The 17,196-nt window shown below is 63.2% G+C and carries 12 protein-coding genes and 1 pseudogene; 4 read left to right on the top strand and 9 right to left on the bottom strand.

From position 1 onward, the window contains the following. Window positions 1-9: 9 nt before the first annotated feature. The 4 genes from ACZ445_RS10660 to ACZ445_RS10645 are packed head-to-tail and all read right to left on the bottom strand — an operon-like array spanning window position 10 to window position 4,928. Entirely contained in the window at window positions 10-1,050 is a 1,041-nt protein-coding gene (locus ACZ445_RS10660) for a beta propeller repeat protein (protein ID WP_058427101.1), read from the bottom strand. 12 nt (window positions 1,051-1,062) lie between these two features. After that, window positions 1,063-1,857 carry an SDR family NAD(P)-dependent oxidoreductase gene (locus ACZ445_RS10655; RefSeq protein ID WP_058427102.1) on the bottom strand — a complete coding sequence of 265 codons (795 nt, stop codon included), beginning with the start codon at window positions 1,855-1,857 and terminating at the stop codon, window positions 1,063-1,065. A 27-nt stretch (window positions 1,858-1,884) separates the two neighbouring features. Continuing rightward, window positions 1,885-3,375 (bottom strand): aldehyde dehydrogenase family protein, encoded by a 1,491-nt coding sequence (locus ACZ445_RS10650; protein WP_058427103.1) that lies wholly within the window; start codon window positions 3,373-3,375, stop codon window positions 1,885-1,887. Between the two features lie 11 nt (window positions 3,376-3,386). Further along, the gene (locus ACZ445_RS10645) at window positions 3,387-4,928 is read right to left on the bottom strand and encodes an acetolactate synthase large subunit (protein WP_179028995.1); all 1,542 of its coding nucleotides are present in this window, start codon (window positions 4,926-4,928) and stop codon (window positions 3,387-3,389) included. A gap of 209 nt (window positions 4,929-5,137) precedes the next feature. Between ACZ445_RS10645 and ACZ445_RS10640 the strand changes: the two genes are divergently transcribed. Further along, a complete protein-coding gene (locus tag ACZ445_RS10640; RefSeq protein WP_058427105.1) occupies window positions 5,138-5,896 on the top strand; it encodes an IclR family transcriptional regulator in 759 nt (252 codons plus the stop codon). Window positions 5,897-5,906: 10 nt separating this feature from the next. Here the strand turns inward: ACZ445_RS10640 and ACZ445_RS10635 are convergent, their stop codons facing one another. The 4 genes from ACZ445_RS10635 to ACZ445_RS10620 all read right to left on the bottom strand — a co-directional run bounded on the left by ACZ445_RS10635 (window position 5,907) and on the right by ACZ445_RS10620 (window position 11,646). Then, window positions 5,907-7,232, bottom strand: a complete 1,326-nt coding sequence (locus tag ACZ445_RS10635) for an alginate export family protein (RefSeq protein WP_310863574.1) — start codon at window positions 7,230-7,232, stop codon at window positions 5,907-5,909. 91 nt (window positions 7,233-7,323) lie between these two features. After that, window positions 7,324-8,673, bottom strand: a complete 1,350-nt coding sequence (locus ACZ445_RS10630) for an aminotransferase class III-fold pyridoxal phosphate-dependent enzyme (RefSeq protein WP_058427106.1) — start codon at window positions 8,671-8,673, stop codon at window positions 7,324-7,326. Between the two features lie 2 nt (window positions 8,674-8,675). Next, window positions 8,676-10,106: an aldehyde dehydrogenase family protein gene (locus tag ACZ445_RS10625; protein WP_310863575.1), complete on the bottom strand. Its 1,431-nt coding sequence runs from the start codon at window positions 10,104-10,106 to the stop codon at window positions 8,676-8,678. Between the two features lie 91 nt (window positions 10,107-10,197). Beyond that, window positions 10,198-11,646: an APC family permease gene (locus ACZ445_RS10620; RefSeq protein WP_310863576.1), complete on the bottom strand. Its 1,449-nt coding sequence runs from the start codon at window positions 11,644-11,646 to the stop codon at window positions 10,198-10,200. 343 nt (window positions 11,647-11,989) lie between these two features. Between ACZ445_RS10620 and ACZ445_RS10615 the strand changes: the two are divergent. From ACZ445_RS10615 to ACZ445_RS10605, 3 genes and pseudogenes are all read left to right on the top strand, one after another. Beyond that, window positions 11,990-13,183: pseudogene (locus tag ACZ445_RS10615) on the top strand (HAMP domain-containing protein); the annotation flags it as partial. Between the two features lie 102 nt (window positions 13,184-13,285). Further along, the gene (locus ACZ445_RS10610; RefSeq protein ID WP_425274708.1) at window positions 13,286-14,041 is read left to right on the top strand and encodes a methyl-accepting chemotaxis protein; all 756 of its coding nucleotides are present in this window, start codon (window positions 13,286-13,288) and stop codon (window positions 14,039-14,041) included. A gap of 65 nt (window positions 14,042-14,106) precedes the next feature. Next, on the top strand, window positions 14,107-15,600 hold the full coding sequence (locus tag ACZ445_RS10605) for an MFS transporter (RefSeq protein ID WP_058427110.1): 1,494 nt from the start codon (window positions 14,107-14,109) through the stop codon (window positions 15,598-15,600). Here ACZ445_RS10605 and ACZ445_RS10600 read toward each other — a convergent pair. Next, a complete protein-coding gene (locus ACZ445_RS10600; RefSeq protein WP_464708297.1) occupies window positions 15,597-17,117 on the bottom strand; it encodes an APC family permease in 1,521 nt (506 codons plus the stop codon). The two genes, ACZ445_RS10605 and ACZ445_RS10600, sit on opposite strands and share 4 nt — an antisense overlap. Window positions 17,118-17,196 lie beyond the last annotated feature (79 nt).

Raw genomic sequence — 17,196 nt, 5'->3', positions numbered from 1 at the left:
CGATATACCTCAGTGCTTCTTGACGATGGATTGATGCCCGGCCTTGATCTGCGCCACAGCCGGCGTCCACAGCACGTCAGCGATCTCGCTGAAGTCGCGCCACTGTTTCTGCCAGCCGTCACCGCCGTTTTCGGAGGTGAACAGGTGCCCGTACTTGGTGCCCGCCACGATCTGCCGTGGGTTGGCCGGGTTGAAGGCAATCGCCCACACACAGGAATTGGGCTGCTGGGAAAGCGGCAGCACTTCCCAGCTGAGCGCCGCATCGCGGGACACCAGGATCTTGCTGGTAGTGCCCGGCGTGCCATCGGAAATGCTCAGGTACAGGTCGCTTTGCGAGCCCAACGGCGCGTTCATGGCGCGGATGTAATACAGGCCGAAGGCTTCGCGGCCGATGATGCCGGTCCAGGTCAGGCCTTCGTCCAGGCTGCGGTAGACCGCGTTGACGCACACCACCACGATGACTTTCTGGCCATGGTTGGGCAGTACCAGGATGTTGTGCACGTCCGAGTTGAACTCCCACAACAGGCGGTCATCGACGCGGGTCCAGCTGTCGCCGCCGTCGCGGGAGTGGAACAACCCACCCTCTTCAAGGCCGAACCACAGCTGGTCGGGGTCGATCGGGTCGTAGGCAAACGCCAGCAAGCGTGGGCGACTGACGCCGTCGCAGAACTCCGGGATCTCCACCGGTGCGCGATCCCAGCTCAACCCACCGTCCAGGGTGCGCCACAACACGGCGCGGGACGGCGCCCCGGTGCCGACGAAAATCCGTTGTGCGTTGCGTGGGTCCACCGCGACTTTCCACACGGTCTGCCCGTTGAACGGCGAGTCGACGCGCCGCCAATGGCCACCGGTGTCGCGGCTGACGCACAAGCCCACGTCGGTGCCGGCATAAATCACCTCGGGCGCATCGGGGTGCAGGCTCAGTGAGCGAGTGATTGCATCGAACTCAAGATCCTGCCCCAGGCCCAGGCGATGCCAGGTACGGCCATCGTCGGCACTGCGGATCACCGCTTGCCCGACAGTGGCCACCAAAAGGGTTCCGTTACTCATCACAGATGCTCCTCAGATATAGATACCACGGGTCAAACCGCCGTCGATGCCGATGGACTCGCCGGTCACAGCGCCGGCCTTGGGCGACGCCAGGAAACCAATCAACCAGCCCATTTCAATCGGTGCCAGGGTGCGGCGAATCGGCGTCGCGTCGATGTAGGCCTGCTCGACCTGTTCCGCGGTCTTGCCTTGCTTGACCGCCTCACGGTCATACAGCTCCTGGATATGCGGGGTATCCACCACGCCTGGGTGAATCAGGTTGACCGTGATGCCCGATGGGCCGAGCTGGTCGGACAGGGTCTTGGTCATGTGCGCGATGGCCAGGTTGCGCATGCCCGACAGCACCTTGCTGCTGCGTCCGGTGAGGCCACCGATGTTGATGATGCGACCGAAGCCAGCGGCCTTCATGTGCGGGGTCACGGCCTTGGCGCAACGGAAGTAGCCGATCACCTTGGTGTTGAGGTCCGACAGCAGCTCATCGTCGCCGGCGTGCTCGATGTCATTGCGCACGACGCCGGACGGCGCAGCGGCACCGTTGACCAGGATGTCGATGCGGCCGAAGTGCTTGTAGGCGGCCTCGACCATCTCCGACACGGCGGACATGTCATTGGTGTCGCAGAACAGCGGCAGCACTTCGTTGCCGGTCTGGGCGCTGATCTCTTCGGCAGCCAGTTGCAGGAACGCCATGCGGCGCGCGCAGATCACCACCTTGCAGCCTTCTTCGGAGAGAAAACGTGCGACTTCCTTGCCGATCCCCATGCCGCCACCGGTGACAATGGCCACGCGGCCTTTCAATTCCAGATCCATAACAATTACCTCGTGTGATTATTCAGTTCAGGCCAGATCGACAAACACGCTTTTGGTCTCGGTGTAGGCATCGATCACGTTCTTACCCATTTCCCGGCCCCAGCCGGATTGCTTGTAGCCGCCGAATGGCGAGGCCGCATCGACCACGTTCCAGCAGTTGACCCACACCGAGCCTGCCTTGAGTTGCGCCGCCACGCGGTGCGCCGAGCGCAGGTCGCGGGTCCACAGGCCGGCCGCAAGGCCATAGGGCGAATCGTTGGCGCGCAGCACCAGGTCATCGATTTCGGTCCAGCTCATTACCGTCAGCACCGGGCCGAAGATTTCTTCGCGGGCGACGCAGGCCGCCTCGGCGCGATCCAGGAACACACTGGGCGCAATGAAGTGGCCACGCTCCAGGTGGGCCGGACGCCCGCCACCGCAGATCAGTTCGGCGCCCTCTTCCTGGCCGCGTTGCAGGTAGCCCTTGACCGTCGCCAGCTGGCGCCCGGAAACCAGCGGGCCCATGCTGCTGGCCGGGTCCAGGCCATTGCCGAGGACATGGGCGGCGGCGTGCCGTTCGAGTTCTTCGAGAACCTGGTCCAGCACACTGGCGTGCACGTACAACCGCGAAGCGGCGGTGCACACCTGGCCCTGGTTATAGAAAATGCCATCGGCGGCGCCTTTGGCGGCGCGCACGATATCGGCGTCGGGCAGGATGATGTTCGGCGACTTGCCGCCCAGTTCCAGCGAGACCTTTTTCATGTTGCGCGTGGCCGCTTGCGCGATCAGCCGGCCGACCTGGGTCGAGCCGGTAAAGGCGATCTTGTCCACATCGGGATGCTCCGCCAGCGGCGCGCCGGTTTCGGCGCCCAGGCCGGTGACCAGGTTGACCACGCCGGCCGGGAACCCCGCCGCCTCGATCAACTGCACCAGGCGGATCGCGACCAGCGGCGTTTGTTCGGCTGGCTTGAGCACTGCCACGCAACCGGTGGCCAGTGCCGGGCCGAGCTTCCACACGCACATGTTCAGCGGGAAGTTCCACGGCACGATCAGCGCGCAGACCCCCACCGGTTCACGCAGGGTGTAGTTGAGCATCGGCGCGCCGCTGGCCGGTGACACGGGCAAGGTGCTGCCTTCGATCTTGGTCGGCCAGCCGGCGAAGTAGCGCAGGATGGTCGCGGCGCTGGCCGCTTCACCGCGCGCGGCGGCAATCGGCTTGCCGTTCTCCAGGGTGATCAGTTGCGCCAGTTCTTCGCGGTGCTGGTCCAACAGGTCCGCCAGGCGGAACAGCAACAGGCCGCGCTGGGCCGGTGACTGCAACGACCAGGCGCCGTTGAACGCCGAGCGTGCAGCGGCAACGGCCGCGTCCACATCCCGCGCACCGCCCTGGGCCACTTCGGTCAGGGTTTCTTCGGTGGCCGGGTTTTCCACCGCGAAGCGGCGGCCATCGGCAGCATCCTGCCAACTGCCACCGATAAACAGGCGACCCGGCTGGGAGAGAAAGGCCTGGACGGCGGGTAACACTTCAAACAGCTTCATGGTCGACTCCTTCACAGCGCCATTTCGATCAGGCAAGGCCCGCCGTCGGCATTCGCATTGGCCAGCGCCCGTTGCAGTTCGGCATTGGTGTGCACCGTGCTGGCCGGTACGCCGTAGCCTTTGGCCAGGGCTTTCCAGTCAATGCGCGGGCTGTCGAGCACCGTCAGCTTCAGGGCTTCAGGGCCCAGTTCGGTCATGCCGAAGCGGCGCAACTCGTTCTGCAGAATCGCGTAGCGGTGGTTGGCGGCAATCAGGATCACCACCGGCAATTGCTCGCGGGCGATGCTCCACAGGGTTTGAATGGTGTACTGGGCACTGCCGTCCGATTGCAGGCAGTACACGCGGTTGCCGCGCTCGGCCAGGGCGGCACCGAAGCCGACCGGGATACCCTGGCCAATCGCGCCGCCGGTGTTGGTCAGTACCCGATGCCGTGCAGCGCGGGCCGAAGCGGTGAAGAACGGATAGCCGCAGGTGCCGCCTTCCACGGAGACAATGCTGTCGTCCGGCAGGGAGGCGGCCAGCACCTGGCCCACCGACTGTGGGGTCAGCTCGGCATGGCCGGGCGGCAGTTCGATGCCCTGGGGCGTCGGTATATAGGCCGGCGCATCGAGGGCGTCGGCCAATGCCGTCAGCGCGCCGGCGACATCGTCACCGACATCGGCCAACGCCAGCAGGCGCTCACGTTCGGCCAGGCGCGACGGGATGCCTTCGTAGCCGAAGTAGCTGATGGGCTCCGGCACGCCGGCACACACCACCAGGTCGTATTGTTCGAGGATTTCAATCGCCACTTCCGGGAAGTACGGCAGGCGGTCCAGGTCCGGCAAGCCACCGCCACGGTAGCTGAGGCGTGGAAAGGTCTCGGCGAACAGACGCACGCCCGGCAATTGCGCCAGGCGCCCCGCCGCTTCCAGGCCGGCCACCGACAAGCCTTCGTCACCGACGATAAACACCAGGCGCAGGCCGTCACGCAGGGCCTTGGCCACGCTCTCGATGCGGTCACCGGCAAAGCGGCGCACCGGCGGGCGGATCGGGGCGAACACACCGTTGTGGGTCACGGCGTGGGCTTGCAGGTCCATGGGCAGGATCAAACTGGCGATCTGCCCTTTGGCCTGCCAGGCCGCGCGCATGGCTTCCTGCAGGTCTTCGCCAACCCCCGACGCGGTGCGCGAGGTGCGTACCCAGCCGGAGACCGCGCCGGCCAGGGCCTGGATGTCACTGGCCAGCGGCGGGTCGTAGTTGACGTGCCAAGAGGCGTGATCGCCGATCACGTTGACGATGGGGGTGTTGGCACGGCGTGCGTTGTGCAGGTTGGCGATGCCGTTGGCGAACCCAGGCCCCAAGTGGGTCAGGGTCATGGCCGGTTTGCCGGCAATCCGGCCATAGCCATCGGCCGCGCCGGTGCAGACCCCTTCGAACAGCGACAACACCGGCTTGAGAGCGGGTGCGCTGGCCATGGCGGCCACCAGGGGAATCTCGGTGGTCCCGGGGTTGGCGAAGCAGTACTCGATACCGCTTGCCGCTGCCGCATTCACTATCAGTTGCGCACCATTCATTTTCAGCCCTCTTGCTTGAGCGTTTGCAGTGATGAGATTTATCACACACAAAAATTCAATCAACAAGCATTTTATTTTGATTTGTCTCATTTAATGAGATTTATGTAATTTTTTGATGGCCGATACAGCACAAAAGATTGCGTTTTTCTTTTACTGCGGTAGTGTTGCGCCCACGGAATGCGGCACGTGCCCCCCCTTTTAGGAACGAAATGAGCAGCCTGAGCAAATTGCTGAGCGTCCTGGACCTGTTCGGCCCCCAGACGTTGAAGATCGACCCCGACACCATCGCCGAGCGCATGGGCCTGTCACGGGCCACCGTGTACCGCTACGTCAAGGATTTGTGCGACGCCGGTCTGCTGACCCGCGTGGATGCCGGCAGCTATGGCCTGGGCCCACGGGTGATCGAGCTGGACTGGAAAATGCGCCAGTACGACCCGATCCTGCTCGCCGGGCGCGAGTTGATGCACGAGCTGTCCGCGCAAACCGGCCTGGCGGTGTTCGCCAGCGTGTTTTACGACGGGCGCATCATCAACACCTACATCGCCGAACCCGCCGACACCTATCACTTCGCGTTCGGGCGTGGGCAGCCGTTGCCGTTCTTTCGCGGGGCACAATCGAAGGTCTTGATCGCCTATCAGAAAGGTCGCCGCCTGCAACGCCTGTTCGACGAGCACATGGCCAGCGACCCCGACAGTCCCTATGACTGGGCCGGATTCAGCAAGGCCGCGAAAAAGATCCGCAAGGACGGTTACTGCCTGACCCACGACGAACTCAACCTGGGCCTGACCGGTATCGCCGCACCGATCATCCAGACGGACCTCGACGAAGTGGTCGGCAGCCTGTCGGCCGTCGGCAGCACCCAAAGCTTCAAGCTGCTGCGCCAGGAAACCGTGATTGAAATGGTGATGGACACCACCCGGCGCATTGCCGAAAACATGCATAACGCGCCGAGCGGCATCGCGCCCTAGCCCGCGCCCTTCAGAACGGCACGGCCACCGTCAATTGGCTGTACAGGTTGGTGCCGTTGCCGCCGACCTGGTTGCCACCGGTGGTCGAGTCCTGCTTGGGTTTGTAGAGCCCCACCAGCGGGGTGATGATCAAGTGCGGGTTGACCACCCACTCGGCGTACACATCCAGCTCGCGGGCATCGAGGTTCAACGCCGTGCTTTTACGCACGGTGTCGTAATCGAAATACAGCGCGCCCAGGGTCAGGTTTTCCAGTGGGGTCGCCTTCAGCCCGACGTGATGGATACGCGTATTGCTGTTGAACGGCCCGGCGTAGTTACCGGCCACTTCGCCCTGGAACCAGGTGCCATAGCCCATGCTCAAGCCGGTGAACAGCGCGTCCCAGTTCTGCGAGTAACGCGTATAGCGATAGGTCACCTTGGGTGCCCAGGCGATATCGGCAAAGGTGTAGCCCGCTTCGCCGTACCAGGCTTTCTCCGGCCCGGCGTCCTTGTCCTGCCAGGCGTATTCAAACGCCAGGCTGAGGTTCTTGACGCCTGCATCGCCCTCTGCACGCAGGCTGTAGATATTCATGCCTTTGCGCTGGCGCTGAAAGTCGCTGGCCCATCGATCGTTCACGTCGAGGCCATGCACCCAAGTCAGCCCAAGCGTGCCCGGTTGCGTGGTGTAATCCAGGGTGCCGGCGGCCAGTTCGGTTTCGGCCTGGACGCGGTTGTCGGACTTGAGCCACAGCACACTGCCGTGCAGGCCCTCCTGCCCACCCAGGCGCAGCACGGCGGTTTGGTCGAACGCATGCCGGGCAGCCAGGTAGTAAGCGCCCCCACGGTTCATGGTGCCATCGGCCGGGCCTTTGCCCAGGTTCAGTCCGTCATCGTTGATCAGGAAGCCGCGACCGACCTTGACCACCTGGCGCCCGCCGGAGATATCCACGCCGTCCTTGCCCAGCGCCGGAAACAGATCGCCGGAGCGCCAACCCAGGTAGGCGTCTTCGATTTTAGTCGTACGCTCTGTCCCCACGCTGTTTCCGCCCGGATCACCGTCGCCCCAGGTGGCGGAGCTGACCAGCGCGAATGCCCCATACGCGGAGCCATTGCCGCCCAAGGCCTGGTCACCGCTCAGGCCGTATTTGATATAACCCTCGCGCCATGTGGAGCCGCCCGAGGTGCCATCGTAGTTCTTGCGGCTGTTGAACTGACCGAATACCGCTGTCATGTCCGCGTTGAGGTGACGGCTGTCGTCGCTGTACACCTCATAGGCCTGGGCCTGTTGAATGGCGCACAGCGCCAATGTGCACACGAACGTGCTACCGAACACGGGACGACGCAATGGATACCGCATGGCTCAAGCTCCTGGAGGTGCGCCTTTCAAAAGGCTGTCTTAAGTATTGGCATGACGTGGTGCAGCCTTTGCCGCACCGTTTTAACGGCGACTAGCCGTAGCTGGTGAAGGCGATATCCAGCGCAGAGACGATCAAGTCCGCCTCATCGGTGGTGAGGGTCAATGGCGGCGAGAGAATGATCTTGTTGCCGATCGGTCGCACCAGCACACCGGCGCGCCGCGCCTCGTCGGCGATCCGCGAGGGTTGGCCGCCAGCCGGGTCGAGGGGTTGGCGCGTGGCCTTATCGACCACCAGGTCCAACGCGATCATCAGGCCCTTGCCACGCACTTCACCGATCACCGGGTAGCGCTCGGTCAACGGCTTGAGCTGTTCCAGCAAGTACGCGCCCACTCTGGCCGCGTTACCCGGCAGGTCCTCGGCTTCGACGATATCCAGTACCGCCAGCGCGGCCGCACAGGCGGTCGGGTGGCCGCTGTATGTGTAGCCATGCATGACCATGCTGCTGAAGCCAGGCCCGTTCTCGATGGCGTCGACGATGCGTTGGTTGAACAGCGTGGCGCCCAGCGGGATGTACCCGGCCGTGATGCCTTTGGCCAGGCACAGGATGTCCGGCGCGACGCCCCAGCCACGACTGCCGAGCATGCAGCCGGAGCGGCCGAAACCCGTGACCACTTCGTCGGCGATCAACACAATACCGTGGCGGTCACACACCTCCCGCAGGCGCGGCCAGTAACTGGCGGGCGGTACGATCACCCCGCCGGCACCCTGCACCGGCTCGGCGATCAATGCGGCAACCGTCTGCGCGCCCAGCAACGCGATCTGCTCCTCCAATTGCCGAATACAGTGCGCCGTCAGCGCTTCGGGATCGCGGCAATCCCAGGGGTTGCGATACAGCCATGGGGTGTCGAGCAAATGGCAGCCGGCCAACAGCTGCCCATGGTTGTAGTGGTAGACACCGTTACCGCCCACCGATGTGCCGCCCATATGCACACCGTGATAGCCGTTACGCAGCGACAGAAACCGCGTGCGCCCCGGTTCGCCACTGGCGATCCAGTATTGGCGGGCCATTTTCAGCGCGGTTTCGACCGCATCGGAGCCACCGGAACTGAACAGCACCCGTGTCATGCGTTCCTGGGCGAACAGGGTAGTCAGCCGTTCGGCCAGGTCGAACACCCGAGGGTGGGCAATGCCGTCGAAGGTCTGGTAATACGCCAATTCATCCAACTGCGCGGCAATCGCTGCCTTGACGCTGGCACGGTTGTGCCCAATGTTCACATTCCACAGGCCGCCCACGCCGTCGAGCATGCGCTGGCCGTCGATGTCCGTAATGTAATTGCCGTCACCTCGGGCGATGATCAGCGTTTTGGCGCGCTGCGCCGGGGCACTGGACCCCATCGGGTGCCAGAACTTTTTCTCGGCGGTCTTGTATTTTTCGTACATGTTCAAGCTCCCTGTGCGGGATCGCGCTTGCGCACGAACAGCAGTTGCTGGCCCGTGAATTCCAGCAACCCCTCAAGGCCGAACTCGACACCGAACCCCGACATTTTGCTGCCACCAAACGGCGTATTGGGCTGGATCTGCGCATGGCAGTTGACCCAGGCAACGCCGCTCTCCAGGCGACTGGCCAAGGCCTGGGCCTGCTCGACATCCGGCCCCCAGACCGAGCCACCGAGCCCCATGTCACCAGCGTTGGCGCGCTGCAGCACCTCTTCGACCTCTCGGTAGGCAATCAAGGGCAACACAGGGCCGAACTGTTCCTCATCGACCAGGCGATGGCCATCGGTGACGTCCGCCACCAGCGTGGGGGGATAGAAAAAACCCGGGCGGTCCAGGCGCGCACCGCCACACAGCACCCGCGCACCGTTGGCGCGTGCGTCGGCGACCAAGGCTTCCACCAGCTCCAGTTGCTCCAGGTTCTGCACCGGCCCGAACGTGACACCGGCGTCGAGACCATCCCCCACCACCTGGCGCGCTGCGATCTGCGTCAGCGCGTCGGCAAAGGCCTGGTACTGTGATTCGTGGATGTACAAGCGTTTGAGGGCCGCACAGGTCTGGCCCATGTTGAGAAAGGCGGCCTGGAAGATTTCCTCGGCCACTGCCTCGACCGGCGTTCCTGGCAATACAATTGCCGCATCATTACCGCCCAATTCCAGGGTCAGGCGCTTGAGGTTGCTGGCGGCCCCCCGCATCACGCTTTGCCCGGTGGCGGTGGAGCCGGTGAAGACAATTTTCTGGATGCCGGTATGCGCGGTGATTGCGCTGCCGAAGCCCTGCTCGCCCGTCACGCAGTTGATCACACCGCGGGGCACGTGGCGGGCAATGATTTCAACCAGGCCCAACGTGCTCAACGGGGTCAGGCTCGACGGCTTGCTGATCACACAGTTGCCGGCACGCAGCGCCGGCATGATGTGCCAGACGGCGATCATGAACGGCCAGTTCCAGGGGGTGATCGACGCCACGACGCCCAACGGTTTGCGGTGCAGCTCGATGCGTTGGGTGGGGGTTTCTTCCACCAGCTCCACCGCAATGTCTTGAGCCGCCGCGTAGCGGGTCCACGCCGCCGCCCCCATGACCTCGCCAAACGCCAGCTCCAGCGGCTTGCCTTGCTCCTGCACAATCAGGCGGGCCAGGGACTCGGCTTCTCGCTCGATATCGGCCGCAATCGCCAGCAACCGTTCACAACGGTCTGGGTGGCTACTGTGGCGCCAGGTTTTGAAAGCCGCCTGCGCGGCATTCACCGCCTGGTCGAGTTGCCCCAGCGAGCCTGCCGGGCATTGTGCAAATGCAGCGCCGGTGGCCGGGTTGATCACGTCAAACTGGCCTCGTTCACCGGCCACTTGAACCCCATCGATGAGCATCTTGTAGTTGTGCATTTGAAACCTTCCTTTCACACGCTGACGAGCCATGCCGAGCAACGACAGGCTGCAATTGTCTGGTTAGTCGAGCGATAAAACCGCTGCGTTCTTAGAGCTTGTGGCTGCCCAAGGCGAGGAACCGTTGCGGCGAGCGCGTTCGCAGTCGTGCGGCGAGCACAATGCCGATAATCAGCGCCGCAGGAATAATCGCGCAGAGGCTGTAGGACAGCAGTTGGCTGGCGCCAGTGAGTACGTCGAAATGCACCACGGCCAGCACCAGCACGAGCACCAGCGCCAGGCATGAGAACCCCGGCAGGATGCGTCCGCGCAGCAGCCCGACCTTAAGCTCGGGATGGCGATGGAAGTACACACACACCGCCACCGAGGTCAGCGCCATCAGTAAAATCACGCACAGGGTGGCGAGGTTGGACAGCCAGGCAAACAGCTGCAGGATCGGGTCGGCGTCCATCGCCGCGAAAATCAGCACCACCACCGCCGCAATCAAGCTCTGCAACGCCGAGCCCATATGCGGGCTCTGGTGCACGCGATGGGTGGTGCCCAACACGCTGTGCAACAAACCGTCGCGCCCGATGGCATAGAAGTAACGCGCGGCGGCGTTGTGAAAGGCAAGCAGCCCGGCATAGATACTGACCATGAACAGCACACGGATGACCTGGGTCAGGTGCGGGCCGACAAAATGGTCGGACATGCCATAGATAAACGTGGTCGGGTCCTGCAAGGCCTGCAGCATCGGCACGATTTTGTCCGACCCTACCCCCACCACCATCGACCATACCGACAACGCGTAGAAACCACCGATCAGCAACACCGAACAGTAGGTGGCAATCGGGATACTGCGTTGCGGATCCTTGGCCTCTTCGCCGTAGATCGTCGTTGCTTCAAAACCGATAAAGGCGGCGAAGCAAAACAGCAAGCCGATTGACGGTGTGCCGCTGAGCACATGGCTGCGGTCGAACGAATCCAGGTTGATGCCGCTGTCACCGCCGGACTTGAGGATGGCGAAGTCCAGGATCAGGATCGCCAGGTACTCGGCGATCACCACCACCGACAGCACCCGCGCCGACAGGTCGATCTTGCGATAACCCAGGATTGCAATGCTCGCCATCGCCATCAGCGAGTAGGCCCACCAGGGCAACACCAGGCCGAACGTGGCTTCCATGGTGCCACTGACGACCCCGCCGAACATGCCATACAAGGCGACCTGCAGGATGTTGTACGCAAACATCGCCAGCACCCCGGCAGCACCGCCGGCCAGGCCACCCAACCCACGGGCGGTGAACGCGTAGAACCCGCCGGCATTGGTAAGGTGTCGGGACATGGTGGTGTAGCCCACCGAGAACGCCAGCAGCACCAGCAAGGCAAGGATCAGCAGCGCCGGGGTGCCCGCGCCGTTGCCCAGCATGATGCCGATCGGGAAGCCGCCGGCGATCACGCTTAACGGACTTGCCGCGGATATTACGAAGAAGATGATGAAGCCCACACCCAGGGCGCCACGCTTGAGCTCCGTGGAGCTGTTGACCGGGATAGATACACTCATGTTATTGACCTTATTGTATGAGGCAGTCGCTTTAGGGTTGGCCCGACCACACCGCATCGGCACCGGGTAGCGTCTTGTTTTGGTTACGCGCTGAATTTGATCCTATGCCCGCCCCCGAACCGCTCGCTATCCCAAATCGGTAGCATCCACAGCCCCGCCCCAAAACAGGTCGGCGATGCGCGGGCAACCCCACCGGCCTTGCCGATTTGGGATAGCCGCCTGGCCTGTCATCCCCGCAACCTAGGATCACCCGCGCTATGCCCGGGTGCCGGCAACCAGCATAAAAACCAGGGCTCGCTGCCCAGCCCATCGCCGCCAAAGCCCTCTGCAGGAAGCCTCAGCCATGCGTCTAGCTCACCTCACCCTCCAATGGCGTATCACACTGCTGAGCGGACTCTGCCTGCTGGCGGTGGTGGGGGCGCTGATTGGCGCCAGCGCGTACCAGAACAAAACCAGTGCAAAGCTGCTTAAAGACCAGAGCAACGCGTTGCTCGGGCAGGCCGCGCTGGAACGCTTGCAGGCCCAGGCCGTTGCGCATGGCCAACAGGTGGAGCGTTTTTTCAACGAAACCGCCTTGTATGGCGAAGGGTTCGCGCAACAGGTTCTGCAACTGCGCGAGCAGACACTCAATGGGCGCCTGACGGTCGCGCAATTGCGCGAAGCATTGATCGCTACGGCCCGTGAAACCCTGAAACAGCGCGAAAAAGTCCTCGGCCTGTACGTCATCATGCTGCCTGATGCACTGGCCGGCGCGGATGTCGATTGGCGCGGTCAACGCGCCATGGCGGGGAACGACAGCGGGCGCTTTGCGCTGTATTGGTCGCAGAGCCAGCCGGGGCAATTGGTGCAGGAGGTGTTGAGCGAGGCACAAATCGCCGCCAACACCGCGCCGCCCGGCAGCGAACCCGGAAACGCCTGGTACGCCTGCCCTCAAGCGCAAAGACGGGTGTGTGTGATCGAGCCGTACACCATCGAAGTGGAAGGCCGGAACACCCTGATGAGCAGCATTTCCATCCCGTTGATCGTCAACGGTAAGGTGCTCGGCGTCGTGGGCATGGATATCAGCCTCGATACGTTGCAGAAGCTGGCCGCTAACCTCGGCCAGGACCTGTACCAGGGCGACAGCGAAGTCGCCATTGTGTCGGCCTCGGGCCAAGTGGCGGGACGCAGTGGCGAAGTCTCCGGGGACACCCTCGATATACGTCAGTCCGTGCAGACCGTGGCAGGCGGCCCGGCCTGGCAACTGGCGATCAAAGTCCCGCAGGCACGGGTGCAGGCACCTGCCCGGCAAATGCAAAGCGACCTGGACAGCAAAAGCCGTGAGTCCAACTGGCTCAACCTGGGCCTGGGCATGCTTGCCAGCAGCCTGGGCATGTTGCTGATCTGGCTGGCCGCTCACGGCGTGACACGCCCACTGCTGAAAATGGCCGAGCTGCTGGATGCGATTGTCGAAGGCGACGGCGACCTCACCCAGCGCCTGCCCGTCGGCAGGCACGACGAGTTGGGCCACTTGGCCAATGGCTTCAACCGTTTCCTGGACACGTTGCAGCCGATTATCCGCGATATCCAGAGCGCGTCGCTGGACACCCGCAACAGCGCCGACACCTCGTCTGGCATTGCCCGTGAAGTCAGTGCCGGCATGCAGCGCCAATATCACGAGGTGGAGTTGGCGGCCACCGCGTTGCACCAAATGAGCGCCAGTGCGCAGGAAGTGGCGCGCCACTCCCACAGTGCTGCCGACGCCGCCACCGCCGCAGAAAGCGCGAGCCGCTCAGGCCAGGCGGTGTTTTCGACCGCCGAGCGCAGTATCGAGGCCCTTGACCAGCGTCTGGAAACCACCCTTGGGCAGGTCAACGCGCTGGCCGACAGCAGTGCCCAGATCGGTCAGGTACTCGACGTCATCAGCGCCATCGCACAGCAGACCAACCTGTTGGCCTTGAATGCGGCCATCGAAGCGGCAAGGGCCGGCGAACAGGGCCGTGGGTTTGCGGTGGTGGCCGACGAAGTACGGCACCTGGCCAGCAACACCCAGCATTCAGTCGAACAGGTGCGCACGGTGATCGAGACCTTGCAACAGCTGAGCCAGTCGGTGGTGCACAGCACCCAACTGAGCCGCGAGCAAGCCAGCGGCAGCGTGGTTCAGGTGCAACAGACGCGGGTGGCGCTGGAGCGCATCTCCCAGGCCGTAGACGTGATCGAACAGATGAATCAGCAAATCGCCAGTGCCGCCATGGACCAAAGCACCGTCGTAGAAGACATCAGCCATCGGGTCAGCGACATTCGCGGTATCAGCGAAACACTCGCCAGCCGGATGGACGATGCTTCAAAAGCCAGCGACTCACTGCATCACATGGCCAATCACCAACAACAACTGGTGGCCCATTTCCGTGTGTAAGGGGCCGGCGGCTTAGACAGACTGACAGGCACCGACTTTGCACTTTCCCTCACCGAGCGCGTCCCATGACCTCTCCTCGACGCTGGCTGATCCTCGCGATTATTTCCAGCGCATTGCTGCTCATTGTCATCGATATGACGGTGCTCTACACCGCCCTGCCCACGCTGACCCGCGAGCTGAACGCTTCGGCTTCGCAGAAGCTGTGGATCGTCAACATTTATGCGCTGATCGCCGCCGGCCTGCTGTTGGGCATGGGTACGCTCGGTGATCGCCTCGGGCACAAACGCCTGTTCATCGGCGGGCTCGGCGTGTTTGGCCTGTTCTCGCTGATCGCGGCGTTTTCGCCCACCGCCGGCGTACTGATTGGCGCACGTGGGTTTCTGGCGGTCGGCGCGGCGATGATGATGCCCGCCACGCTGGCGATCGTGCGCGTGACGTTCATCGACCCACGCGAACAGGCCATGGCATTTGGTATCTGGGCCTCGGTTGCGTCAGGGGGCGCTGCGTTCGGCCCGGTGGTGGGCGGCCTGTTGCTGGAGCATTTCTGGTGGGGTTCGGTATTTCTGATCAATGTGCCGATTGTGCTGGTGGCGCTGGCGGTTGGCGCGCGGTTGATCCCCAATCATCCGGGGGATATCAGCAAACGCTGGGACTGGCTGGGGTCGCTTCAGGTGATGATCGGGTTGATCAGCGTGGCGTATGCCGTCAAGGAGCTCGGCAAGCGGGCAGCGTCGTTGGAGGGCATGCTGGCGGCAATGGCCTTGGGCACGTTGTTTCTGACGCTGTTCATTCGCCGTCAGCGCCGAGCCACCCAACCGATGCTTGACCTCGCGCTGTTCAAGGCGCCGGGGTTCAGAAACGCGGTCATTTCTGCGGTGGTATCAGCGGCGGCGTTGATCGGCATGGAACTGGTGTTCAGCCAGCGTCTGCAACTGGTGCTGGGCTTGTCGCCGCTGGAGGCGGCATTGTTCATCCTGCCGCTGCCCCTGGGCTCGTTCATCTCCGGGCCGCTTGCCGGGTATTACCTGCCTCGCCTCGGCAACCAACGCATGCTGTTCTGGACATTGCTGTTGTCGTCAGCGGCGATGCTGTCCTACCTGTTGCTCTACAACGCTGCGGCACCTGCGCAAATCATCAGCCTCGCGCTGCTGGGCTTTACGATTGGCGCGGCGCTGACCGCTTCATCCAGTAGCATCATGCTCAGCGTGCCTGCGGACCAGGCGGGCATGGCGGCGTCCATCGAAGAAGTGTCCTTTGAGCTGGGCGGCGCGGTGGGCGTGACGCTCGCCGGCAGCCTGCTGTCAGCGATCTATGCCAATGCGGCGGGCGTGATGATCCCAGCGTGGCTGACCCTCAACCCGGCGACCTTCGAGAGTCTTGACGATGCGCTGGTGGTCGCTGAAACCTTGTCGCCCGAGGGCCGCGCGATGTTGAGCGCGGCCGCCCGTTCGGCGTTTGACGCAGGCTTTGTCGCGGTGCTGGCGGCGTCCGCAGCCCTGCTGTTGATTGCAGCGCTGCTGGTCAAGCTGAGCAAGCCAGCAGCGCAGGCCGCGCCTTAAAGTTTGTGGCTGCCCAGAGCCAGGAACCGCTGAGGGGATACCTTGCGCAACCTGGCCGCCAGGAACACCCCACCCAACAAGGCCAGCGGAATAATGGCGCAAAGGCTGTAGGACAACAGTTGGCTGGCACCGGTCAGTACATCGAAATGCACCACCGCCAGTACCAGCACCACCCACAGTGCAAGGCAGGAGAAACCGGGGAAAATCTGTCCGCGCCACACACCGACCTTGAGCTCGGGGTGGCGCCGGAAGAACACCAGCACCGCCGCCGAGGTCAGCGCCATCAGCAAGATCACGCACAACGTCGCCAGGTTGGACAGCCAGGCAAACAGTTGCAGGATCGGATCGGCATCCATCGCCGCGAAAATCAGCACCACCACCGCCGAAATCAGGCTCTGCAAGGCCGAGCCCATATGCGGGCTCTGGTGCACGCGATGGGTGGTGCCCAACTGGCGGTGCAACAAACCGTCACGGCCAATGGCGTAGAAGTAACGCGCGGCGGCGTTGTGAAAGGCGAGCAACCCGGCATAGATACTGACCATGAACAGCACGCGGATGACCTGGGTCAGGTGCGGACCGACAAAGTGGTCGGACATGCCATAGATAAACGTGGTCGGATCCTGCAACGCCTGCAGCATCGGCACGATTTTGTCCGACCCTACCCCCACCACCATCGACCATACCGACAACGCGTAGAAACCACCGATCAGCAACACCGAACAGTAGGTGGCAAGTGGGATGGTGCGCTGGGGATCCTTGGCCTCTTCACCGTAGATGGTGGTGGCCTCAAAGCCGATAAAGGCGGCGAAGCAGAACAGCAAACCGATGGACGGGGTGCCGCTGAAAACGTGGTGGCTGCTGAATGAGTCAAGGTTGATGCCGCTGTCACCGCCGGATTTGAGAATGGCGAAATCCAGGATCAGGATCGCCAGGTATTCGGCGATCACCATCACCGACAGCACCCGCGCCGACAGGTCGATCTTGCGATACCCCAGGATCGCAATGCTCGCCATCGCCATCAGCGAGTAGGACCACCAGGGCAATACCAGGCCGAATGCGCTTTCCATGGTGCCACTGACCACCCCGCCGAACATGCCATACAAGCCGACCTGCAGGATGTTATAGGCAAACATCGCCAATACCCCGGCAGCACCGCCGGCCAGGCCACCCAGCCCACGGGCGGTGAACGCGTAGAACCCGCCGGCGTTGGTGATATGTCGGGACAGGGTGGTGTAGCCCACCGAGAACGCCAGCAGCACGAGCAAGGCGAGGATCAGCAAAGCCGGGGTGCCCGCGCCATTGCCGAGCATGATGCCAATGGGGAAACCGCCGGCGATCACACTGAGCGGACTCGCCGCCGACACCACGAAGAAGATGATGAAACCGACACCCAGGGCGCCACGCTTGAGATGCGTAGAGCGGTTGGGCGACGTCGTGTCGAGGGTTTCGTCGGGGGCTTTTGGCGGCGCGTTGTGGGGCGGGTTGTGGGGCGGATTGTGGGGCAAAGTCACGCTCATTTTGTTGACCTTCTAGTATGAGGCAGTCGCCGTAGGATCGGCGCAGTCCATCTCGCACCGTCACCGAGTCGCTTGTCGT

This window comes from Pseudomonas allii (assembly GCF_055380095.1).
The sequence above is the reverse complement of the archived record's forward strand: the minus strand, read 5'-3'. Positions and strand labels throughout refer to the sequence as shown.